Origin of the sequence: Jannaschia pohangensis (assembly GCF_900113875.1) — a bacterium.
In the GTDB taxonomy this organism is placed as follows: Bacteria; Pseudomonadota; Alphaproteobacteria; order Rhodobacterales; family Rhodobacteraceae; genus Jannaschia; species Jannaschia pohangensis.
Map to the genome: position 1 here is coordinate 710,784 of NZ_FORA01000001.1, position 23,213 is coordinate 733,996.

Annotated in this window: 19 protein-coding genes; 8 read left to right on the plus strand and 11 right to left on the minus strand. The window is 67.1% G+C overall.

Features of this window, described 5'->3' with window-relative positions:
• Nucleotides 1–60 precede the first annotated feature (60 nt).
• Nucleotides 61–999 carry a sterol desaturase family protein gene (locus tag BM002_RS03485; RefSeq protein ID WP_139212228.1) on the plus strand — a complete coding sequence of 313 codons (939 nt, stop codon included), beginning with the start codon at nucleotides 61–63 and terminating at the stop codon, nucleotides 997–999.
• A gap of 4 nt (nucleotides 1,000–1,003) precedes the next feature.
• Here the strand turns inward: BM002_RS03485 and BM002_RS03490 are convergent, their stop codons facing one another.
• The 3 genes from BM002_RS03490 to BM002_RS03500 form a co-directional block, all read right to left on the minus strand.
• Nucleotides 1,004–1,366, minus strand: a complete 363-nt coding sequence (locus BM002_RS03490) for a DUF1304 domain-containing protein (RefSeq protein WP_092777332.1) — start codon at nucleotides 1,364–1,366, stop codon at nucleotides 1,004–1,006.
• 105 nt (nucleotides 1,367–1,471) lie between these two features.
• Entirely contained in the window at nucleotides 1,472–2,866 is a 1,395-nt protein-coding gene (gene lpdA / locus BM002_RS03495) for a dihydrolipoyl dehydrogenase (protein WP_092777334.1), read from the minus strand.
• Nucleotides 2,867–3,041: 175 nt separating this feature from the next.
• Nucleotides 3,042–3,632 (minus strand): NAD(P)H-dependent oxidoreductase, encoded by a 591-nt coding sequence (locus BM002_RS03500; RefSeq protein WP_092777336.1) that lies wholly within the window; start codon nucleotides 3,630–3,632, stop codon nucleotides 3,042–3,044.
• 100 nt (nucleotides 3,633–3,732) lie between these two features.
• Between BM002_RS03500 and BM002_RS03505 the strand changes: the two genes are divergently transcribed.
• Nucleotides 3,733–4,320 (plus strand): TetR/AcrR family transcriptional regulator, encoded by a 588-nt coding sequence (locus tag BM002_RS03505; protein ID WP_092777338.1) that lies wholly within the window; start codon nucleotides 3,733–3,735, stop codon nucleotides 4,318–4,320.
• On the opposite strand, the gene BM002_RS03510 is transcribed toward BM002_RS03505, so the two are convergent.
• The 4 genes from BM002_RS03510 to BM002_RS03525 all read right to left on the minus strand — a co-directional run bounded on the left by BM002_RS03510 (nucleotide 4,305) and on the right by BM002_RS03525 (nucleotide 10,688).
• A complete protein-coding gene (locus tag BM002_RS03510; RefSeq protein ID WP_092777340.1) occupies nucleotides 4,305–4,877 on the minus strand; it encodes a DUF924 family protein in 573 nt (190 codons plus the stop codon). The two genes, BM002_RS03505 and BM002_RS03510, sit on opposite strands and share 16 nt — an antisense overlap.
• A 7-nt stretch (nucleotides 4,878–4,884) precedes the next feature.
• Nucleotides 4,885–6,156 (minus strand): MFS transporter, encoded by a 1,272-nt coding sequence (locus BM002_RS03515; protein WP_092777342.1) that lies wholly within the window; start codon nucleotides 6,154–6,156, stop codon nucleotides 4,885–4,887.
• A gap of 154 nt (nucleotides 6,157–6,310) precedes the next feature.
• Complete coding sequence (gene queA, locus BM002_RS03520) at nucleotides 6,311–7,369, minus strand: tRNA preQ1(34) S-adenosylmethionine ribosyltransferase-isomerase QueA (protein WP_092777344.1); 1,059 nt, start codon at nucleotides 7,367–7,369, stop codon at nucleotides 6,311–6,313.
• A 28-nt stretch (nucleotides 7,370–7,397) separates the two neighbouring features.
• Nucleotides 7,398–10,688, minus strand: a complete 3,291-nt coding sequence (locus tag BM002_RS03525; protein ID WP_092777346.1) for an AsmA-like C-terminal region-containing protein — start codon at nucleotides 10,686–10,688, stop codon at nucleotides 7,398–7,400.
• A 103-nt stretch (nucleotides 10,689–10,791) separates the two neighbouring features.
• Between BM002_RS03525 and BM002_RS03530 the strand changes: the two genes are divergently transcribed.
• The 5 genes from BM002_RS03530 to BM002_RS03550 all read left to right on the plus strand — a co-directional run bounded on the left by BM002_RS03530 (nucleotide 10,792) and on the right by BM002_RS03550 (nucleotide 15,515).
• Nucleotides 10,792–11,259: a peroxiredoxin gene (locus tag BM002_RS03530; protein ID WP_092777348.1), complete on the plus strand. Its 468-nt coding sequence runs from the start codon at nucleotides 10,792–10,794 to the stop codon at nucleotides 11,257–11,259.
• Nucleotides 11,260–11,276: 17 nt separating this feature from the next.
• Complete coding sequence (locus tag BM002_RS03535) at nucleotides 11,277–12,071, plus strand: ferritin-like domain-containing protein (RefSeq protein ID WP_092778734.1); 795 nt, start codon at nucleotides 11,277–11,279, stop codon at nucleotides 12,069–12,071.
• A 254-nt stretch (nucleotides 12,072–12,325) separates the two neighbouring features.
• Entirely contained in the window at nucleotides 12,326–13,654 is a 1,329-nt protein-coding gene (locus BM002_RS03540) for a M23 family metallopeptidase (protein ID WP_092777350.1), read from the plus strand.
• Nucleotides 13,644–14,156, plus strand: coding sequence for a bactofilin family protein (locus BM002_RS03545; protein ID WP_092777352.1), 513 nt, complete (start codon nucleotides 13,644–13,646; stop codon nucleotides 14,154–14,156). Before BM002_RS03540 ends, BM002_RS03545 begins: the two co-directional genes overlap by 11 nt.
• Nucleotides 14,157–14,165: 9 nt before the next feature.
• Nucleotides 14,166–15,515, plus strand: a complete 1,350-nt coding sequence (locus tag BM002_RS03550) for a glycosyltransferase (RefSeq protein ID WP_139212229.1) — start codon at nucleotides 14,166–14,168, stop codon at nucleotides 15,513–15,515.
• 6 nt (nucleotides 15,516–15,521) lie between these two features.
• Here BM002_RS03550 and prfB read toward each other — a convergent pair whose 3' ends face one another.
• The 4 genes from prfB to BM002_RS03570 all read right to left on the minus strand — a co-directional run bounded on the left by prfB (nucleotide 15,522) and on the right by BM002_RS03570 (nucleotide 21,787).
• A complete protein-coding gene (gene prfB, locus BM002_RS03555; protein ID WP_092777356.1) occupies nucleotides 15,522–16,646 on the minus strand; it encodes a peptide chain release factor 2 in 1,125 nt (374 codons plus the stop codon).
• A 78-nt stretch (nucleotides 16,647–16,724) separates the two neighbouring features.
• Complete coding sequence (locus BM002_RS03560; RefSeq protein ID WP_092778736.1) at nucleotides 16,725–19,262, minus strand: penicillin-binding protein 1A; 2,538 nt, start codon at nucleotides 19,260–19,262, stop codon at nucleotides 16,725–16,727.
• A gap of 210 nt (nucleotides 19,263–19,472) precedes the next feature.
• Nucleotides 19,473–20,639, minus strand: a complete 1,167-nt coding sequence (locus BM002_RS03565; RefSeq protein ID WP_092777358.1) for an N-acetylmuramoyl-L-alanine amidase family protein — start codon at nucleotides 20,637–20,639, stop codon at nucleotides 19,473–19,475.
• Complete coding sequence (locus tag BM002_RS03570) at nucleotides 20,636–21,787, minus strand: pyridoxal phosphate-dependent aminotransferase (RefSeq protein ID WP_092778738.1); 1,152 nt, start codon at nucleotides 21,785–21,787, stop codon at nucleotides 20,636–20,638. The genes BM002_RS03565 and BM002_RS03570 overlap by 4 nt, the downstream gene beginning before the upstream one ends.
• Nucleotides 21,788–21,879: 92 nt before the next feature.
• Here BM002_RS03570 and BM002_RS03575 point away from each other — a divergent pair, with 92 nt between their 5' ends.
• Nucleotides 21,880–23,178, plus strand: coding sequence for a M48 family metalloprotease (locus BM002_RS03575; protein WP_092777360.1), 1,299 nt, complete (start codon nucleotides 21,880–21,882; stop codon nucleotides 23,176–23,178).
• Nucleotides 23,179–23,213 lie beyond the last annotated feature (35 nt).

Sequence of the window (23,213 nt, forward strand, 5' to 3'; positions counted from 1 at the left end):
CGCCAGACTTCTTGGGCGATTTGGGGGCCGACGACGAGATTGATTCCGGAAGGCACAGACGTGGAAACGCTCAACAGACTGGCCCATGTGTTCAACACCAATCTGATCCTGAGCATCGGGGTCGTGCCCGTTCTGATGTGCGTCGCTCTTGCGGTTTTCTGGGGCAAGCGCGCCGAATTCAGCTGGCACGCGATCCAGAACACCAGCACGACCCTTCTGATCGGCGTGCTGAATTACGGTGTGGCCCTGCTTTTCTACAAGGAGATCAGCGGTTTCATCCAATCTGTCTACGATGCCCTTCGCATTCCCACGCTGCCCGAAGATTTCTGGGTCGGCATGCCACTTTTGGCAGTCGCCCTGATCGGGATCGTCGCCAAGGATTTCGTCGATTACTGGAACCACCGCCTGATGCATACGAAGTGGGCATGGCCCACCCATGCGGCCCATCATTCGGACACCCACGTCAACGCCTTCAGCACCTTCCGCGTTCACGCGCTCGAAGCGATCCTGATGACGAGCAGCTACATCTTCCTGCTGACCTGGCTCCAGATGCCGAATGCCATCCCGCTCGTGCTGATGCTGACGGCGCTGCACAACATGTATGTCCACATGGACCTGCCCTATGAGCATGGGCCGCTCAAATACCTGATCGCGTCGCCCGTCTTCCACCGCTGGCACCACGCCGACGCGCCCGAGGCCTATGGCAAGAACCTCGCCAATCACATGCCACTCTGGGACCGTCTGTTCGGCACCTATTATGCGCCCGGCCGGTGCGAGGCACCGATGGGCGCTCTGGCGTCGGGTGTCGAAGACAAGAACCCGATTGCGATCTATGCCTATCCGGCCTTTGCCTGGGCGCGGCTGATCCGGGACGAATGGACCGCGCACCCCGAACTTGCGGGCAAATTCAAGGAGATGGGTCCCGCCAATATCGAGGCGCGCATGCGCGAGTCGGCCCGCAATCGCGGCAACAATCGCGGCGACGGGTTGCGCCCCTGACGCCTCAGGTCAGCCAGACCGCCAAAAGGGCCAGACCGGCGGGAACCGTTTGAACGAAAAGGATGCGCCGTGACGCCGTGACCGCCCCGTAAAGACCGGCCACCGCGACGCAAATCAGGAAGAACGTGGCCACCCGCGCGGCCCAGGCCGGATCGCCGATCAGCAATGACCAGATCAGTCCGGCCGCGAGGAAGCCATTATAGAGCCCCTGATTGCCCGCCATCGACACCGTGCGGGCAAAGAGGTCGCGGTCGAAGGCGGGAAAGACCTTGGGGCCGCGCCGTTCCCAGGCGAACATCTCGAACCAGCAGATGTAGAGGTGGAGGAGCGCGATCAGCCCCACCAGAATGCTTGCGATCAGTCCCATCAAACCCTCCTTGGCCCACCTCGGGTACCGGAATGCAAAAGGGGACCTGGACGGCCCCCTTTCGACATCGAAACATGTCCCGGGCGTCGGCCGGACGCCCTGGGGTCAGAAGTGGATGGCGCGCCCGTCGGCGTCCAGCACGCTTTCGTGCATCATCTCCGACAGGGTGGGATGCGGAAAGACGGTATGCGCCAGGTCTTCCTCGGTCGTCTCCAGTTGGCGACCGATGACGTAGCCCTGGATCAGCTCGGTCACCTCCGCCCCGATCATATGCGCTCCGAGCAATTCGCCGGTCTTCTTGTCGAAGATGGTCTTCACCATCCCCTCGGGTTCGCCCAGGGCGATGGCCTTGCCGTTGCCGATGAAGGGGAAATGGCCGACCTTGATGTCAAACCCTGCTTCCTTGGCCTTGGCTTCGGTCAGGCCGACGCTGGCGACTTGCGGGTGGCAATAGGTGCAGCCCGCGATGCTTTCGGGGCGGACCGGATGCACGTCGTTCTTGCCCGCGATCAGCTCGGCCACCATGACGCCCTCGTGGCTGGCCTTGTGGGCAAGCCAGGGCGCGCCCGCGATGTCACCGATGGCATAAAGCCCCTCGACCCCGGTGCGGCAATATTCGTCGGTCACCACATGGGTCCGGTCGATCTTGACCCCGGCCTCCTCCAGCCCCAGTCCTTCGACGTTGCCGACGATGCCGACGGCGGAAATCACGGTGTCGAACTCGTGCTTTTCTTCCTTGCCGCCCGCCTCGATGGTGGCGATGACCTTGGTCTTCTGCCGGTCCAGCGACTTGACGATGGCCTTTTGCAGGATCTTCATTCCCTGTTTTTCGAACTGCTTCTTGGCGAAGGCGGAAATCTCCTCGTCCTCCACCGGCAGGATGCGGTCCATGACCTCGACCACGGTCGTATCCGCGCCAAGGGTGTTGTAGAAACTTGCGAACTCGATGCCGATGGCGCCCGAACCGATCACCAGAAGCTTCTTGGGCATATGCGGCGGCTGAAGCGCGTGCTTGTAGTTCCAGACCCGCTCGCCATCCGCCTCGAGGCCCGGAAGGTTGCGCGCCCGCGCGCCGGTGGCCAGCACGATGTTCTTGGCCGTCAGCTCTTCGGTGCCCTTGTCGGTCTTGACGGTGACCTTGCCCTTCCCGGCCAGCTTGGCCTCGCCCATGATGGTGGTCACCTTGTTCTTCTTGAACAGGTGGCCGATCCCGCCCGACAGCTGCTTGGCGACGCCGCGCGACCGCTTGACCACGGCGTCGAGGTCATAGTCGATCCCGTCGCACTTCAGCCCGAACTCCTTGGCGCGGTGCATCAGGTGAAACACCTCGGACGAGCGCAGCATCGCCTTCGTCGGGATGCAGCCCCAGTTGAGACAGATGCCGCCCAGATGCTCCCGCTCCACGCAGGCGACCTTCATGCCAAGCTGCGTGGCCCGAATTGCCGCGACATAGCCGCCGGGGCCGGCCCCGATCACGATAAGGTCGAAGTTCTGCGCCATGGGTGCACCTTTCGGATGATTAACTCGTTTAACGTTGAACTATTATATCGGGCGACCCAAGGGAAGGGCTGCGAGCGCAAGGCCGCCCTGCCCGGACCGCGTATCGCATCGTCGCCGCAGTGAAATCGCGGGTCTGGGGCCGCCCGCGCGTCCAAATGCCCCGGTGATCGCGGCGTCAAGCCCCCGCCGCGCCCAGCCTGGCGACCCGGGTCAGCCAACGGTCCACCGCGCCCTCCTTGGGGTGACTGGTGCCCGCGAACCAGGTGAAGCGGGTCGGTTTGATCCCGACGAAGCCCAGGATCTGGCCGTCGATCTGGCGCAGCATCGCCTTGCCATAGACCAGCCGCATGAACCAATAGGGCGTGTCCGCCGTGATGATGACCCGCGCCGTGCGCCCACCCAGAAGCGGGGTCGGCATCCCCATCTTGGTGACCCGCGTGTCAAAGGCCCGGCCCGGTAACAGGACACGGTCGAACAAGCCCTTCAGACGCGCGGGCAGTCCGCCCCACCACATCGGGACGGTCAGGACGATGTGGTTCGCCCATTCGATCTGTTCGATCACGTTGTCCAGATCCGGCTCCAGTGGCTTCCACGAGTCGTAGTTGCCCTGCCCGAAATCCGCATCGAAGGACAACGCCGACAGATGGGCAACGCGAACCTGGTGGCCCGCCGCCGTCGCCTTGGCGGCGTAGGTCTCGGCAAAGCTGCGCGACAGGGAGGTTTCGGCCGGATGACCATCGAGGATGAAGATGCGCTTGGTGTCCATGGTTGTCTCCTTAAACTGACCATGGTCACATTTCAAGATAATTGACCGTGGTCAATAGTGTAATTTGACCATGGTCAAAATATATGTCAGAGCCTCACCTATGGCCCGAACACCCCAGAAACGAACGCTCGAAACCCGTGCCCGCCTTGTGGCGGTGGCGCAGGATATCGTCGCGCGCAACGGGTTCGAGGCCCTGCGGGTCGAGGATGTGGTGCAGGTTGCGGGCGTCGCAAAGGGCACGTTCTTTGCCCATTTCCGCGACAAGGATGCGCTGATGGATCGCCTGATCGGCGCGCGGCTGGACGCAGAGATCGACGCGATGGTCGCCGCCCCCCCGCCCCGCGACTTGGCCCAGATGGTCGACCGGCTTGTCCCGCTGCTGACCTTCATGACCAGCGAGCGCTATGTCTTCGACGTGATCCTGCGCTATTCCGGGGCCGCCGCCCGCGAGGAGATCGGGGCGATCGCCACGACCTTCGGTCGCCAAATCGAGGTCTTCATCGGCTGGATCGAGGGCGGCGATTTCCGCCGCGACGTTCCGGCGGCGATCCTGGCCGAGGGGGTACAGGCCTTCGCGGTGCAGGTAATGGCGCTGCGATTTTGCGCCTTGCACGGCGGGAACGGGTTGCGCGACCCGCTGTCGACCTATCTCGCGGCCTGGCTTTCGCCGCCTCAGCCCTCGGCCTGAAGGTCCCGTACGACGGCGCCATAGCTGCCAGAGTCGAGGAAGGCCTGCTCGGCCGAAGATGTCCGGCGCCCCAGGGCGTCATTGCGGAACGGAAACCGCCCGAACCGGCGGATGACTTCGCGGTGCGCCCGCGCGTGGAGCAGCGTCTCGGGCGCGTCCATCCGCGTCAGGATCATGCGCACGGCGCGCGACTGGTCCTGTAAACTCTCCGAATGCTCCAGCGGCAGATAGAAGAATTGCCGCCCCGCCCCCTCGATCTGCGTATCAAGGCCCCGCGAGAGGGCGCCATAGACGACCGACCGGGCCAAAGGATCGGTGGCAAAGGCCTGCGCCGTGCCGCGGAACATGTTGCGCGAAAACTGATCCGTCAGGATCAAGAGCGCCAGTGCCCCGCGCGCCGTCACCGCCCAATGCGCCAGCTTGTCCTGTCGCGCCGCATCCCATGCGGCCCCGAACCGCGTGCGGATTGTCGCGTCCAGCTTCGGGTCGGACTTGTACCAATCGGCCGGCTCGCACTCTTCAAGCCAGAACGTCAGGACGTCTTCGGGATCGATCATGGGAACCTCACGCTGCGGCATCGGTCGGAGGGGTGTTCTCGGCGGCTTCCTCCTCCCATTCCTCGACAAGATTGCCCATGGTCACGGGCGTCGTCACCATGGGCGCCATCGCGACGAAACTGCCGGTGGTGTCCGACTGGATCGCGGCGCGTCGGCTCATCCGCCAGACCGCGTAGACCGCCAGCAGAACCATCAGCACGCCGATGAACACGAAGAACCCGGCCGGCCCCAATTTCGACATGAGCCAACCTGTCAGCAGCGGGCCACCGATGGCCCCGACGCCGTTCACAAACAGCAACCGGGCCGAGGCCGAAGCCATGTCTTCGGGGTCGAGGTAATCGTTCGTATAGGCAAGCAAGATCGCATAGAGCGGATTGGCCATGCCGCCGATTAGCAGGGCCGAAACCATCAGACCGTTGACGCCGCCCAGACCCGAAAAGCCCAGACCGCAGGCCAAAGCGCCGACAATGGCACCGGCCACGACCAGCTGACGGCGATCCATCCGGTCCGACAGCCAGCCGATGGGATATTGCAGAACCATCCCGCCCGCATAGATCGCCGACACGAAAAGCGCGATCTGGCCGGTGGTCAACTGCGCCTGCGCACCGAACACCCCCGCCATCCCGAATAGCGCCGAGAAGACCGCCCCCAGAAGGAACACCCCCACGAACCCCAGGGGCGACACACGGTAGAGCGCGCGAAACGACATCGGTTTCGTCGTCGCAAAGGGCGGTACCGGCGTCGCCGACAGAAGGATGGGCGCAAAGGCCAGCGACACGAGGACCGACACGATGACGAACAGCTCGTATTCGCTTGCGTCGCCATAGGCAAAGAGGGCCTGCGCCGCGACGATCCCGATCATCTGGGCGATGATATAGAGCGACAGCGCGCGGCCCCGCGTCTCGTTCGTCGTCGTATTGTTGAGCCAGCTTTCGCTGACGATGTAGACGCCGCAGAAGCAGAACCCCAGAAGCAGGCGCAGCAGGACCCAAGCCACCGGATTGGTGAGGGCCGGATACATGATGAGACCCGCCGAGGCGAGCGAGCCGAGGAAGGCGAAGACCCGCACATGGCCGACCCGCCGGATCAGGTCGGGCACGAACTGCGACCCCAGAAGGAAGCCCGCGAAATAGGCCGACATGATGATGGACATCGCGGCGGTCGAGAAGCCCTCGATCTCGCCGCGCACGCCGAGCAGAGTGCCCTGCATCCCGTTGCCGACCATCAACAGGCCGATGCCGAGCAGCAAGGCCCAGGAGTTTCGAACGACAGACAGCATGAGGGGGCACCAGAGGGAACGAATATCCTCGCGCCTACGCCCCGCTCCGGGCCGGGTCTAGGGTAAAAACGACGCCTTCATGTCGCCTGCGTCCCTGCCTCGGCGGCCTGCCGCCAAACCGACCGGAAAGCGCGCCCCGCAGGATGGCCCTGCGTCAGGGCGCGGGCAGCAGAAGCGAGGCGTCCCCATAGCTGAAGAATCGGTAGCGTTCGGCAACCGCATGGGCATAGGCCGCCAGCATCCTGTCGCGCCCCATCAGCGCCGAAACCAGCATCAGCAGCGTCGATTGCGGCAGGTGAAAATTGGTGATGAGGCCGTCTGCCACGCGGAATTCGAACCCGGGATAGATGAAGATATCCGTCTCGTCCCGGAACGGCGCGATCATGCCCTCGGGCCCCGCCGCCGCGCTCTCGATCAGGCGCAGCGCCGTGGTGCCGACCGGGATGACCCGCCCGCCAGCGGCCTTGGTGGCGGCGATGGCGGCGGCGGCCTCGGGCGTGACCTCCCCCCATTCGGCATGCATCCGGTGCGTGGTCACATCCTCGACCTTGACCGGCAGGAATGTCCCCGCGCCCACGTGCAGCGTGACTTCGGTAAAGTCGACGCCTTGATCCCGCAGCGCCGCAAGCAGGGGCGCGTCGAAATGCAGGCTGGCCGTCGGGGCCGCCACCGCGCCCGCGTGACGTGCCCAGATCGTCTGGTAGTCGTCGCGGTCCTGCGCATCCGGTTTCCGCTTGGCCGCGATGTAGGGCGGCAACGGCATGTGCCCGACCGCATCCAGCGCCGCCTGCAACGCCGCCCCGTCGCGGTCGAAGCGGATCACGGCGTCGGTCTCGTCGCGGGCCACGACCTCGGCCCCAAGACCCTCGGGCAGGGCCAGCCGGTCGCCCGCCTTCAGCTTGCGCAGGGGTTTGGCCAGCGTCCGCCAGGTGCCGGCCGCCTGGGGCGCGGTCAGCGTCAGCTCGACCTGCGCCGCGACCGGGCCTTCGGGCGTCACGCGGTGCCGAACCCCGGCCAGCCGCGCGGGAATGACCTTGGTGTTGTTCAGGACCAGCCGGTCGCCCGGGCGGAGCCACCGGGTCAGGTCGCGCACCACCGCATCCGTCAGCCTGTCACCCTCGGCCACCAGCATCCGCGCCGACGACCGGGGCCGCGCGGGCCGTGTCGCGATCAGGTCTTCGGGCAGGTCGAAATCGAAATCGGAGAGTTTCATGGCAGCGCCTTAGCACCGCCCCCGCGCCTCAGGAAGGCGGCGCGCGACGGAAGATTTCGCGAAACACACCGGGCGTCAGGATCGACAGCGGGTTGACCGAGACATTCGGGGCCGCCGCCGCCCCGGTCAGCCGATAGGTGAAGCCGAACAGCCCTTCGTCGCGCCGCGCGAACAGCGCGCCGAACAGGCCGTTCACCAGATAGATCGGAGAGATCACGCCCTGCAGGTCCATCCGCTTGGACCCCAGATCATAGCGCCCGTCCGCCGTGATCGACATGGAGGGGCCGACGGCGCTGGCGCGCTGCACCACGATGTCGTCGGGGCGCAGGGTAAAGTCGGTCTCGACCGTCTGGAAGAACAGCCCCTCGCCGCCCAGTTGCTCCAGAATGCCGACCACAGACAGCGCCTGGAGCAGCGAGGCGAGCGCCGGGGCATTGCGCACCCGGACGTCGGCCATGCGGACCGCACCCGCATAGACACCGGTTTGCCCCGTCGGGCGCAGGGTCAGGGTCAGCGATCCGCCCCGCGCATCCTCGAACAGGCCCGCCGAGCGCAGGACGGCGCCCGCATCCGTGCCGCGCACCTGCACCGCCGTGCCGCCCCCCTGCGGCGCGACCACGCCCTCGACAGCGGCCCCGCCATTGAGTCGCCCGGTGAACTGCCCCGACGAATTGCGCAACGTCGCGCGCAGGTCGGTCAGGGCGATCCCCTCGGATATTGTCAACCGGTTCAGCGCGATGTCGAGCGGCGCGCCATCGCCGCCGCCCCCGTCGCCACCGACCAGCAGGGCCTGACGCAGGTCCGCCGAGCCGCCGCGAATGGAAATGGCCGGCGCCGCCCCCGCACCGCGCCCGGTCAGGACAAGCGGCCCCTGGAACCAGCCGGTGTCGACGCGGTCGAAATTGGCCCGCTCCAACCCGCCACCCGGGCGCAGGGTCACGCTGCCCCGCGCGCTCAGGCCCCGCGCGTCGAGGGCGACGGCCGTCACCTCGGGCGTCTCGCCCAGGGTCGCCTCGAGCGTCAGGGTCGCGGCGCGATCGCGCGGCTTTGACCAGCTGATCGCGGGCAGCGCCACCGACAGGCCGGCCAGGTCGCTTTCGACGCTCAGGCGCGGGGGCTGGCCCTGGGGCAGGCGCACGCGGATCCGGGCGCTGGTGGTCCCGCGCAGATCGAAGGCGTCGATGGCGATGCCAAGGCGCGACAGGCCGTCGGGGTCGATCCGCGCCACACCCGTCACTTCGCCCGGATCGAGACGAGGCACCCCGGTCGGCGGCGGCGCGTCGGGGTCGATGGGCTCGGTCGAGGGCGGCGGCAGGGCCTGCGACCAGCGGCCCGAGAACGGCACCCCGTCCAGCCGCAGATCGCCGCCGATCTGGACCCGCTCCGCATTGGCGGTCAGGGTCAGCGCCTCCCCCGTCAGATTGCGCCCCGGAATGAGCGTCCGGCTTTCCACCCCGCGCAGGTCGGCCTCGACGGCATAGAAGATGTCGGCGGGCGCATTCCCCTTTTTCAGCGGCAATCGCACCTCCACCCGCGCCTCGGCCTGCCCCGACGCCAGATCGCGCCCCCGGTCCAACCGCTGGAGCAGGCGGAACGGCGCATTGTCGAGCAGGGTCAGCATGTCGGGCACGGACCCCCGGGCCAGCAGGTTCAACTCTCCATTGGCGGGCCGGACGGTGGCGTCGGGAATGGCAAAGACCGATCCCGCAATGTCGATCCGCCCCGACGGGTCGGGCGTCGCGGGGCCGATGGCGGGCACCGTGCCGCGATCCACCCGGATCGTCAGGCGGTTGCCGTCCAGCTGTGCCGCGCCCCAGGCTTCCTCGGCCGGGGGCATGAACCGCATGTAGCGAAAGCGCCCGTCCTCGAAGGCGAAACTGGCCAGTACGTCCGGAGGGGCGTCGGGATGTAGCCGGACGAGCCCTGTCGCGTCACGGGCCAGACCGCCGAGCATGTTGGTCACGAACCAGTCGCGCGATTGCGGCAGCAGGTCGGGCGGCCAGAGGGCGACCAGCTCGCCCACCTCCATCTGCGGCACGGCGAGGCGCAGACTGCCCGCGACGCCGGTCTCCTCGAAGGTCAGGCGCCCGGACACGCGCGCCGTGCCCGAAGGCCCGGTGAGCATGGCCTGACCGATGCGCAGGCCCAGGATGTCCTGCGTCAGCCGCGCCTCGAACACGCCCTGCTCGAATTCGACCCGGCGGTCGAACATCCCGTCCGGATCGAGGATCGTCCGCCCCAACCGCAGTTGCAGCTGCGCCGCGCCCGTGAGCCCCTCTTCCAGCAGGATCTGGCCATCTGCCCCCACCTGCAGCGCGTCCGAGGAGGCCGATATCTCGGTCAGGCCGATACGGTCCGAACCGGGTACCCAATCGAAGGCCAGCACCGCGCGGTCGAGCGCAAAGACAGGCCGGTCGACCATGGCGGAGTCGGTGGCCACCAACCGGCCAACAAGCGGACCCGGCACGCCGTCTTCGGACAGCGATATCGTCGCCGTCGCCGCAACTTGCCCGGTGACCAGCGTCAGCGCCGGCACATTGGGCACCACTTCGGCCAGCCCCGACAGCGACAGCCCCCTGAGCGCGACATCGGCCTGCGCCCCCTGCCCGCGTCCGTCACGCCGGACCCGGACCTCAAGCTCGGCCGTCCGCCCCCCAAGGCGGAACCCGGACGACAGCGCCACGGCAACGCCAGAACCATCACGCCGCCATTCAAGGTTGCCATCCTCCACCTGTTCATCGAGCCCGGTGATCGCATCGCGGAACCGCAGGGTGACGCCGTCCACCTGCACATTCATCAGGTCGGCGATGACCGGGGTGGCCAACGCATCGTCCAGCGCGGCAAGCGCCTCGGGCCAGGTCGACGGCAGCGCTCCGGCGTCGCGCCCGAAGGCGAGCGACAGCCGCCCGTCGGCATCCCGGCTGATGTCGAGGATCAGGCCGGTCACGCTCATCTGCCGGGGCCGCACCTTGCCCCGCAGCAGGGCGGCACCGTCGAGCGCCACCCGCGCCTCGGGCACCGTGGCCAGTGGCGGGCCGGGCGCGATCGGCACCAATTGCGCATCGCGGACCTGAAGACGCAGCGCCTGCGCCTCAAGATCATAGGCCAGCGCCACGCCCCCCACGGACAGCCGGTTCGGGGCCAGCCCGCGCGACAACCGTTCCTCGACCCGCGCGACCGTCCAGTCCGGCAGGGCAATCGGCCCCTGCGTCAACCGGTAGGCCGCACCGCCGACGACGCCGATCAGCACCAGCAACAGCCACATCATCCCGCGCAACAGGCGGCGCGGGCGGCGACGGGGCGGCTCGGGCAGTGACATCGACGGCGGACCCTTCCGGTCGGGATATTCGTCGGGCCATCTTGACCTGCCCCCCACCGGGTTCCAAGTCCTGCCAGAGTCGCAGCCAGAAGGAGACGCCGAAATGTCCACCGAGATCACAGTGGGTCAGCCCGCCCCGGACTTCACCCTGCCCCGCGACGGCGGCGGCACCGTCGCCCTGTCCGAGATGCGCGGCAAGCAGGTCGTGCTCTATTTCTATCCCAAGGACGACACGCCCGGCTGCACCAAGGAAGGCATCGCCTTTTCCGAGGCCATCGGCGATTTCGAGGCGGCGGGGGCCGTTGTGATCGGCGTGTCGAAGGACACCGTCGCCAAGCATGACAAGTTCGCGGCCAAGCATGACCTGAAGGTGATCCTCGCGTCTGACGCCGAGGGCAATACCTGCGAAGACTACGGCACCTGGGTCGAAAAGAGCATGTACGGCAAGACCTACATGGGGATCGAACGGGCGACCTTCCTGATCGACGCGGCCGGCATGGTGAAACAGGTCTGGCGCAACGTGAAGGTCCCGGGCCATTCCGACGCCGTGTTGGAGGCCGTGAAGGCGTGAGCCTGACGCTCGCCCAGATGGCGGTAGAGGTGCTGACCACTGCCGATGCCCGCGCCAAGACCGCCCTGTCGCGACGTCACGCGGCGACCTGGCGCGCGGCCCGGGCGGGCGATGCGCCGACGATCGAGGTGGGGACGGCGACGCCGCCGATGCGTCCGGCGCGGCCCGATGCACCCGAACTTCTCCATCCGCGCGACGTGCCCCGCCGCAAGCCCGGCACGCCCGAGGGGCGGATCGCCCTCCTCCATGCGGTCGCACATATCGAGCTGAATGCCGTCGACCTGCATTGGGACATCATCGCGCGGTTCAGCGGCACGCGCCTGCCCCTTGGGTTTTGCGATGACTGGGTCAAGGCGGCGGACGAGGAGTCGAAGCACTTCAACCTGATGGCCGATTGCCTCGAGGCGGCGGGAAGTCACTACGGCGCGCTGCCTGCCCATGCCGGGATGTGGCGCGCCGCCGAGGATACCGCCGAGGACATGATGGCACGGCTCGCGGTCGTGCCCATGGTGCTGGAGGCGCGCGGGCTGGACGTGACGCCGGGCATGATCGAGGTTTTTCGCCGCGCCAAGGCCAGTGACGCGGTCACGGCGCTCGAGACGATCTATGCCGAGGAAGTCGCCCACGTGGCCTATGGGTCGAAGTGGTTTCACTTCCTCTGCGGGCGTCACGACCTCGATCCCAAGGAGGTGTTTCATGCGCTGGTGCGCAAGCATTTCCACGGAAACCTGCGCCCGCCCTTCAACGAGGAAAAGCGCGCCGAAGCCGGGATTCCCCCTGATTTCTATTGGCCTTTGACCGAAGACGCCTGACGGCAATGGTCCGACATTCCCTAGGGTCAACCGGAAACGCGTTGGATTTCGCGGGGTTACCAGCCTGTGCAAACCGGCGAGATTCTGCCACCCGGGCTGGTCAAAAAACTCGCAAAGGTTGCTTAAAAGACGATCAATCCGTAGGAAGCGGCAGTCGTCGACAGCCCGATTACAAGGGTGCGGCGTTTGGGGGTATGGGACCGCGAGCCGCATTTCACGTTTGAAAGGCACGCGCACAGACACGGGAGACGGACGTGAAGCAACGCCTGTCGGACAGACTGAACGCACGCCTTGAACGGCATCTACCTGAGCAGCGGCTCTTCATGAAATCGGAAGAAGGCACCCGTTTCGTACGGATGCGTCCCCTGACGCAGGCCTCGGTCCTGCTGGGCGGTGCGCTTGTCCTGGGCTGGACGGTTGTCGTCACATCCTTCTTTCTGATCGGCGCGATCACGTCCGGGTCCAACCGGGACCAGACGGCCCGCGCCCAGATCGCCTATGAGACGCGGCTGGCCGCGTTGTCGTCGGAACGCGATATCCGCGCCGCCGAATCCGAGCAGGCGCTGGAACGGTTCTATGCCGCCCTCGAAGAGGTCTCGAAGATGCAGGGGATCGTCCTTGCCTCCGAGCAGCGGGTCCGCGAGCTGGAAACCGGGATCGAAGTCATCCAGCGCACGCTGCGCCGCACCGTGACCGAACGCAACGAAGCCCGCGACGCCGTCGAGACCCTTGAAGCTCGACTGGAGGGCGCGCCCGAAGCCGCCGCCCTGGCCGAGCGTCTGGCCGCCGACAGCGCCGCCACCGCCGAGGCCCTCGCCACGGTTCTGGACAGCACCGCAAAGGCGCGCGACGACGCCATGCTGGTGGCCGAAACCGCCGACGCGGAAATTGCCCGGATGGAAGCCCTTGCCGAAGTCATGGCCGACCGCAACGACCGCATTTTCACCCGTCTCGAGGACGCGCTGGAAACCTCGCTCGCCCCGCTGGACCGTGTGTTCTCGCGCGCTGGCATCTCGTCGGACGCGCTGCTGCAATCGGTGCGCAGCGGCTACGCGGGCCAGGGTGGGCCGCTGGAGCCGGTCGTTCTGTCGACGCGCGGCGGCGGCAACATTCCGGACATCGAAACCGATCGGGCCAACCGCATTCTCGACAAGCTGGACGATGTCGGCATGTATCGCTCTGCCGCCGAAAGCCTGCCGATCGCCCATCCGGTCAGCGCCCCGCACCGCCGCACCTCGGGCTTTGGTCCCCGTTGGGGCCGGATGCACTCGGGCATGGATTTCGCCTCCAGCCGCGGCACGCCGATCCAGGCGACGGCGGATGGCGTCGTGACGCATGCCGGGTGGCAGTCGGGTTACGGCAAGCTGATCAAGATCGAACATGCGCTCGGGTTCGAGACGCGCTATGCGCATCTGAACTCCATAAATGTGAGCGTGGGTCAAAGGGTCTCGCGCGGACAGACCATCGGTGGTATGGGAACCACCGGACGGTCGACCGGTGTGCACCTCCACTATGAGATTCGCCGCGGCGGTCAGGCCCTCAACCCACTCACCTTCATAAACGCAGGTCAGGATGTTTTCTAAATCGAAACTGAACCAGCCCGGTGGCGACACCGGGGACAAGCCCTCCAACCCGGCGACGGGCCAGGGCGCCACGACGCCACCGTCCAAGCCGGCCGGACTTGAACTGGGGGCCGGTTCGGCCGCCATGAAGCCCAAGGTCGCGCCGTCGACGCTGTCTTCGGACCTTGTTATCAAGGGCGATATCCGCACCTCCGGTGACATCCAGGTCGAGGGTGAGGTCGAGGGCAATATCCAGGCGCATCTTCTGACCGTCGGCGAAACCGCTACCGTGCGTGGCGAGGTCATCGCCGACGACATCGTGGTAAACGGCCGCGTCATCGGTCGCGTCCGCGGCCTGAAGGTCCGGCTGACGTCGACCGCGCGGGTCGAGGGCGACATCATCCACAAGACCATCGCCATCGAATCGGGTGCACATTTCGAAGGCGCCGTGCAGCGTCAGGATGACCCGCTCGGCGGTGCCAAGTCGGTCGCCAAGACGGCCACCGAGGCCCCCAAGCCCTGATCCGTCACCATGACGACGCAGAAAAGAACCCCGCCCCTTCAATGGCGCGGGGTTTCTCGTTTGCCGGGGCTGGAGGGGCGGATCCCGAAATCGGACCGGGGGGCCGTGGTGTTGGCCACGCTCGGCTCGCTCGGGGATCTCTATCCCGTCCTGTCGGTGGCCCGCGCGCTCGAAGGGTTCGGGGTCGAGGTGCGGCTGGCGCTGTCGCCCGACGATTGCGACATGGCGCGACGGTGGGGTCTGCTCGCCACGCCGGTCGGCCCGTCCGAGGCCGAGGGGCTGGAGCTGGCCGGGATGACCCGCGACGAGTTGGCCGCCGACGTGCTGCGCGATCCGGGCCGCTTGCTGAACCGGACCCTGATACCGCTTCTGCCGGACATCACGCGCCAGATGGACGAGCTTTGCGTCGGCGCGGCCTGTGTCGCGGGAACGGCCTTTGCCCTTGGGGCACCGCTGGCCGCGGAGCGTGCCGATCTGCCCTTCGTGCCGCTGGTCCTGCAACCGATGCTGACGTTTTCCGCTGACGATCCGCCCGTGGCCCGGGGTTTCGGTCTGACCATCAAGGACCCGCAGAGCGACCTTGCGCGGCGCTGGAACCGGGGGCAGATCGCGCTGGCCCGGACCGTGCTGCGGCTGCGGCACCAAAGACCGCTGAACCGCGCGCGGGCCGCGCTCGACCTGCCGCAGAGCACTGCGACGCCGCTGATGGACCCGGCCCCGAACATCCCGTTTCGACTGGGTCTCTGGTCGCGCCACTTTTCCCCCTTGCCCCGCGACCGGCGGGAGGGGTGGCACCTGACAGGATTTCCGCCCGCGCCCAATGGCGACCTGTCCCGCGAGGTTCAGGACTGGATCGATGCGGGCCCTGCCCCGCTGGTCGTGACCCTCGGCAGCATCGCGCAGAACATCGCAGGTCCGAATTTCTGGGACGAGGCCGTCAGGCTTGCCCGGGGCATGGGCCTGCGGGCAGTCCTTCTGCACGGCGAGGCGACGGTGCCGACCGGGCCCGACATCCTCGCCCTGCCCTATGCCGCCCATGGGCCGCTCTTTCCGCAGGCCGCCGCGATCCTGCACCACGGCGGAATCGGCACCACGGCCGAGGCGATCCGGTCGGGCCGCCCGCAGCTTGTCCTGCCTGTCGGCGGCGACCAGCCCGACAACGCGGCCCGGCTGGTCCGTCTGGGGTTGGCGGCGACGGTGCCCGCGAAATCCTTTCGGGCGGACAAGGCAATTGTCCCGCTGCGCGCGCTGCTGGACCGGTTCGATTATGCGAAGGCCGCTGACCTGGGAACGGGCATCCGGATCGAGGACGGCGCGCGTCAGGCCGCGCTGCATCTTGCGGGTCTTGTGAACCGCTAGGCCGACCTAGCCGCCCGAGGTATCGGCGCGGCTTTTGCCCGAAGCATCCGAGGCAAGCACGCTCGCCATCACCCCGTCCAGCGCACCATCCAGAACGCCGGAGGTGTCCGACGTCTCATAGCCGGTGCGCAGATCCTTGACCATTTGGTAAGGCTGCAGGACGTAGGACCGGATCTGGTTGCCCCATCCCGCATCGCCCTTGGCTTCGTGCGCGGCGTTGATGTCGGCGTTCCGCCGATCCAGTTCCAGCTGATAGAGCCGGGATTTCAGCGCCTTCATGGCGATATCGCGGTTCTGGTGCTGCGACTTTTCGGAGGATGTGACGACAATATTGGTGGGCAGGTGCGTGATCCGCACCGCCGAGTCGGTGGTGTTGACGTGCTGACCGCCGGCCCCCGACGACCGATAGGTGTCGATGCGGATGTCATTTGGCTGCACGTCGATCTCGATGTTGTCGTCGACGACCGGATAGACCCAGACCGAACAGAACGAGGTGTGCCGCCGCGCGCTGCTGTCATAGGGGCTGATCCGGACGAGGCGGTGAACGCCCGATTCCGACTTGAGCCAGCCATAGGCGTTCTTGCCGCTGATCTTGTAGGCGGCGGATTTGATGCCCGCCTCTTCGCCCGGCGTGGTCGATTGCAGTTCCACGTCATAGCCGCGCTTTTCGGCCCACCGGACGTACATCCGGGCCAGCATCGACGCCCAGTCGCAGGATTCCGTCCCGCCGGCACCCGAGTTGATTTCGAGGAAGGTATCGTTGCCGTCGGCCTCGCCATCGAGCAGGGCCTCAAGCTCCTTCTCGGCGGCGGTTTTGACCAGCGAAGCGATGGCGGCTTCGGCCTCGGCGACGACTTCGGTGTCGTTCTCCATCTCGCCCAACTCGATCATCTCGATATTGTCGGCGGTGTCGCGCTCGAGCGTCTCGATCCCCTCGATGCTGTCCATCAGGGCCTGACGGTCGCGCATCAACTGCTGCGCCCGCTCCGGCTTGTCCCAGAGGGTCGGATCCTCGATCATCGCGTTGAATTCTTCCAACCGATGCGCCGCGGTTTCCCAGTCCAGACGCCGCTTGAGCAGCGCCACGGATTTGGCGATGGAATCGACGTTGTTCTGAACTTCTGCGCGCAAGGGTCACCACCTGAGGGGTCGAAAGATACCGGCCCGTGACCTACCGCGAGGCCCGGGCCGCCACAAGAGCCGCCGCCGTCAGTAGAGACCCCCGGAACTCAGACCGCCAAAGGTAGCCCGCCCGGGCACCACGACACTGCGCCCGGTCGAGGTCTGGACCTGCGTCGCGGCAGGCACATTGCCCCCGTCCTCGGCATCGCCCTCGCCCCGTCCGAACAGCGGCAGGTCGCCCGCCATCGCAAAACCACCGTCGATGACCGTGCCACCGCCGATGCCGATGAACGGATCGTCGCCTTCGCGGAAGTATTCGGACACCACATTCTCGCCTGTGGCCGAGTCCGGCAGGCGCGCGCCGGTATAGCGGTCGATCTTCACGAAGTATCCGCCTTCGGGCACTTCGAACGGCCCGCCGCCGTATTTCTTGATCGCTTCGCGCATGAATTCATTGAACACGGGGCCGCACATGCCGCCGCCCGATGCACCGCTGCCCAGGGACCGGGGCCGGTCGTGACCGATGTAGCAACCTGCCGCGATGGTGGACGAAAAGCCGACGAACCAGACATCCTTGGAGTCGTTCGTGGTCCCCGTTTTGCCCGCAACCGGAACGGAGAGGTTGACGGTGCCCGCCGCCGTGCCGCGCTCCACCACGCCGCGCATCATCGACGTCAGCTGATAGGCGGTGATCGCATCCATGACACGCTCGCGGTTCGATACGATCCGGGGGCCGTACCCCGCCTGAAGCGAGGCGAACTGCTCGCAGTCGTTGCAGACCCGCTGATCGTGCCGGAACACGGTACGGCCATAGCGATCCTGGATGCGGTCGACCAGCGTCGGCTCCACCCGCTCGCCGCCGTTGGCGAACATCGCGTAGGCGGCGACCATCTTGTAGAGCGTCGTCTCCTGAGAGCCGAGGGAATTGGCCAGAAGCTCGTCCATGTCATCATAGACGCCGAACCGTTCGGCATAGCTCGCCACGGTGCCCATCCCGACATCCTGCGCCAGACGCACGGTCATCAGGTTGCGCGACCGCTCGATCCCGGTGCGCAGGGGCGACGGACCATAGAAGCGGTTGGACGCGTTCTTTGGACGCCAGATTTCGCCGCCCGACAGGATCTCGATGGGCGCGTCGACGACGATGGTGTTCGGCTGATACCCGCTATCGAGGGCAGCGGCATAGACAAAGGGCTTGAAGCTGGAGCCCGGCTGACGGGTCGCCTGGGTCGCGCGGTTGAAGACCGAGTCCTGATAGCTGAACCCGCCCTGCATCGCGATCACGCGGCCGGTGTTCACGTCCATGGCCATGAAGCCGCCCTGCACTTCGGGCACCTGACGCAGGGACCAACGCAGCAATTCGCCGCTGTTGTCATCGGTCATCCGGCGCACGTGGACCACGTCGCCTTGGGTGAAGTTGTCAAAGAAGTTGCCGCGCATCCACTGGATATCCTCGCGCGGGACACTGACGAGGTCATCTTCGCCCTCGACGCCCAGGGTCACCGATTGATCGGCAATCTCGAGGACGACGGCGGGCAGCCACGGGTTTTCCAACTTGATGTCGCGGGCCACGTCGGTGTTGGCCAGTGCCGTGCGCCAGGCCACCTCGTCGCCAAGCAGCTCGGCGGCGATCGTCTTGCCGGTGCCGCGCCAGACGCCCTGCCCCCGGTCATAGCTTTCGAGGGCGCGTTGCAGCGCCTCGGCAGCGACCTGCTGCATTTCCGCGTCGATGGTCGCGCGGACATTGAAGCCCTGGGTGAAGAACGCCTCCTCGCCGAAGTCGGCGGTCAGCTGGCGACGGATCTCGTCGGTGAAATAGTCGCGCGGCGGCAGGGCGGCGCGGAAGGGCGTGAAATGACCCGACTGCACGGTCAGAAGGGGCGATGTCTGGGCCTCCTCCATCTCGGCGCGGGTGATGTATCCGTTCTCGAACATCTCGCGCAGGACGAAATTGCGCCGGTCGATGGCGCGCTCGGCCTGACGGACGGGGTGATAGTCGGACGGGGCCTTGGGCAGGATCGCGAGATAGGCCGCCTCTTCCAGGGTGAGGTCAGCCAGGGTCTTGTTGAAATAGGTCTGGGCCGCTGCGGCCACGCCATAGGAGTTCTGACCCAGAAAAATCTCGTTGAGATACAACTCAAGGATGTCTTCCTTGCCAAGCGTCTCCTCGATCCGGGAGGCGAGGATGATTTCCTTCACTTTCCGCTCCGCGCTGCGGTCCGACGACAGCAGGAAGTTCTTCATCACCTGCTGCGTGATCGTCGACGCCCCGCGCAGACGCCCACCCTTGGCGGCATCCACGGCAGCGGCGATCATGCCCATGGGGTCATAGCCCGCGTGCACATAGAAATTCTTGTCCTCGGCCGAGATGAAGGCCCGCTTCACCAGATCGGGGATCTCTTCGGCGGGCGCGAACAGGCGGCGTTCCCGGGCGAATTCGTCGATCAGTCGGCCCTCGCCCGAATAGATGCGGCTGATGGTCGGGGGCGTGTACTGCGCCAATTGCTCGTGGTTCGGCAGGTCGCGGCCATACATCCAGAGCACGCCGCCAATGCTGACGGCGGCGGCAATCACCCCAAGCGTCAGAGCCGAGAAGATCCCGCCGAGCGATGACAGGATGAACATCGCCGCACCCCGGAAACTGCCCGAGATCGCGGCAGTCATCGCCCTGATCGTGCTTTTCAACATTGCCGTACCCCAATCGTCGCGGGCCTGTCCGCAAACTTGCCGCATCATAGGCCGACAGCCGCGCCGCGTCAAAGCACCCAAGGCTCCGAAAGCGGCCATCTGCCCACCACAAACCCCTTGTTTCCCGGTCACATCCCCGTGACGGACCTATTGCCGCAGTCGCGTGACGGCACGGGCGTCGATCTCGGCCCAGGCCTCGACGCTGCGGGCGACCGCCGTGGCCATCCGGCCCCGCCAGTCCGGCGACATCAGGTTGGCAAGGTCGGTTGGGTCGGACATGAACCCCAGTTCCAGCAGGACCGACGGAATGTCGGGCGCCTTCAGAACCGTGAACCGCGCCCCCAATCGGGGCCGCTTGTGCAGCCGCACGCCCGCCTCGCCCAACCCTTCGACCAAAGCATCGGCCAGCGCCTCGGACCGGGCGGCGGTTTCCGCCTGCGCCAGATCGATCAGGACGCGGGCGATCTCATCCCCCTGTTCCGGCAATTCCACGCCCAGAAGCAGGTCATCGCGCGCCTGCCGTTCCGCCAGTTCCGCGGACAGCGCGTCGCCGTCGCTATCGGCCAGGGTATAGACCGTGGCCCCCTCGGCCCCGCCGCCCTCCACCGCATCCGCATGGAGCGAAATCAGAAGGTCCGCAGACCATGCGCGCGCGACGGTCGTCCGCCCGCGCAGGCCGACGAATTCGTCACCGTCGCGGGTGAAGACGACCTGATGCCCGTCACGACGCAGCACCGCCGCCAGTTCGCCCGCAAACCGCAGCATGAGGTCGGCTTCGGTCACGCCGCCCCGTTCCGCGCCCGAGTCGATGCCGCCGTGCCCGGGGTCGAGCGCCACAACCAGCGGGCGGCTGCCGTCCTGGCGGGGGCGCGGGGTCACGTCGATGGGGGCCGGTGCGGCCTGCCACGCCAATGGGACGAGCGGCCCGGTTCTGGGCGTCCCCTCCTCCAGCGTCACGGTGATCGTCGCGGGCGACCCGCTCGCCATGGAGGCCGCCGTGACGACCATCGGCCCGTCAAGCGCCAGCAGCAGCCGGGACCATCCCGGGCTGATCCGCCCGGCCAGCGTCTGCCCGATGCCATCCAGACCGCCCGCAGGCAGGGTCGACCAGTCGACCTCCGAGGTGTCGAGGACAAGGCGCCAGGGGTCGGCCTCCACGAAGACGCGCCAGGGGACGGCACGGTCCAGCGTCAGGGTCAGCTCCACCTCTTCCGCATCGCCCTCACCCGCGACGGCCACCACAGTGGCGCGCGGCATATCCTGTGCTGCGACCGGCAGGGCCAGGACCAGCAGAAGGCACAGAAACCGGATCATCGGGCCGCCATGAAGGCTGTGAGCCGGTCCAGCCCTTCCGCGATATCCGCCGTGGCGCGGGCATAGCTGAACCGGAGCGTTCCGCCCCCGCGCACCGGGTCGAAATCAAGGCCAGGCGTGACCGCGACACCAGCCTTTTCAAGGATTTCCGAGGCGAACTTCACGCTGTCATCGGTCAGATGGCTGACATCGGCATAGATGTAGAATGCCCCGTCCGGCGGCGCGATCCGGTCGAAGCCCGCACCGGGCAACCTCTCCAGCATCAACGCCCGGTTGCGTGCATAGACCGACAAGTTGGCCGACAGATCCGCCTCTGCATCCAGCGCATGCAGCGCCGCGATCTGGCTGGCATGGGGGGCGCAGATGAACATGTTCTGGGCCAGACGCTCGACGGTGCGGACGTGGTCTTCGGGGACGACCATCCAGCCGATGCGCCAGCCGGTCATGCTGAAATACTTGCTGAAGGAATTGATGACGTAGACGTCGTCCGACACCTCGAGCGCGCTGATCGCCCGCCCCTCGTACTGGATGCCGTGATAGATCTCGTCCGAGATGAAAGCCGTGTCCTGCGCCGCGCAGCGCGCGATCAGGGCGGCCATCGCGTCGCGGTCCAGCATCGTCCCCGTCGGGTTAGAGGGCGAGGCGACGATCAACCCCGCCAGGTCCGCCGGAATGTCGCCTGCCACCGGCTGATACCGGTTGGCCGCCGCCGTCTCGATCCCCACGGCCCTGAGCGACAAGGCCTTCAGGATCTGGCGATAGGAGGGATAGCCCGGCAACCCGAGGCCCACCCGGTCGCCCGCATCGAAGAGCGTGGTAAAGGCCAGCAGGAACCCCGCCGACGATCCGGCGGTGACGACGATGCGACCGGGATCAAGGTCGAGACCGTACCATTTGCCATATAATTCCGCGATTTTGGCGCGCAGTTCCGGCAGGCCCAGGGCCACGGTATAGCCGAGCGGCCCCGCCTCCATCGCTCGGGCCAGACCGGCGCGGGCCACTTCCGGGGCGGCAGTGCCGGGCTGGCCGACTTCCATGTGGATCACGCTGCGCCCGGCGGCTTCGGCCCGGCGCGCCTGTTCCATCACGTCCATGACGATGAAGGGATCGACCCCGGAGCGTTCCGAGACACGCCTTGCACCTGACATCTGCCGCTCCATACTCTGCCCTGCGCGTCCTGATGCCCCGGCCCGCCCGGTGGGGTCAATGCGGCGCGACGCCTGACCCGGGAGAGTATCCGATGATCCGCCTGTTTGCCGCCCTCTGCGCAGTTGCCGCTCTGACCCTGCAACCGGCGCGCGCCCAGGGCCTGATCCGCGACGCGGAAATCGAATACGCCCTTGCACAGGTCGCGCAACCCATCCTGCAACAGGCGGGGCTGCCGGGGTCGGTGCGGATCTACATCATCGACAATGACCGCATGAATGCCTTCGTGGGCGACGCGCGGGCCATCTTCATCCATTCCGGCCTCCTCCTGCGGCTCGAGTCGGCGGACCAGTTGCAGGCCGTCATCGCCCACGAGGCCGCCCATATCGCCAACGGTCATCTGACGCGCCGCCCGGCTGCGGCCAGATCGGCGGCCACGGCGGCGAAACTGGGCCTGATCCTGTCGGCGGCGGCTGCGGCGGCGGGGGGCGGGCGCGCAGGCCTCGGGGTTGCGGCGGGCACGGCTTCTGCGGCGCAGCGCAGCCTGTTCGCCCACACCCGCGCCGAAGAGGCGAGCGCCGATCAATCCTCCCTGCGCTACATGGCCGCCGCCGGGGTGAACCCGCAGGCCGCCCGCGAGGTGCTGGAGCTGTTCCGGGGTCAGGAGATGCTGTCCGTAGGCCGCCAGGACCCCTATGCCCAGACCCATCCGTTGACCCGTGACCGCATCCGTGCCGTCGAGGGCTTCGCCGCCGCCGTGACGCCCCGCACCACCGACCGCAGCGCCGTCGACTATTGGTATGCCCGGGCCACCGGCAAGCTGTCGGCCTTCATCCGCGCGCCGTCCTGGACCCTGCGGCAAGTGGGGCGGTCGGGCGACGAGGTGTCGGTTTTGCGCCGCGCCATCGCCGAACACCGCAAGCCGGACCTGAACCGCGCCCTGTCCGCCATCGACAGCCTGATCGCGGCGCGCCCGAACGACCCGTATTTCCATGAGCTTCGGGGCCAATTCCTGCTGGAAGCCGGACAGGCCGGGGCCGCCGTCGGCAGCTATCGCAGGGCCGCGGACCTCGCCCCCCGCTCCGCCCTGATCCGCGCGGGTCTGGGGCGCGCCATGCTGGCCGCCGATCAGACGGGCGAAGCCCTGCGGGTGCTGGAGAGCGCGCGGGCGAGCGACCCCTATGATCCGAACCTGCTGCGTGATCTGGCCACGGCCCATGCGCGGTCGGGTCAGAACGGAATGGCGTCGGTCGCCACGGCGGAACGCTATGCCGTGCTTGGCCGCCTTGCCGATGCGCGCATCCACGCGGAGCGGGCGTCGGGCATCCTGCCGCGCGGGTCGTCGGGTTGGCTCCGCGCGCAGGACATCCTGGCCGTCGCACCGCGCCAGTAACCCGTCAGGGACGAAAAAACGCGCCCGAAGGCGCG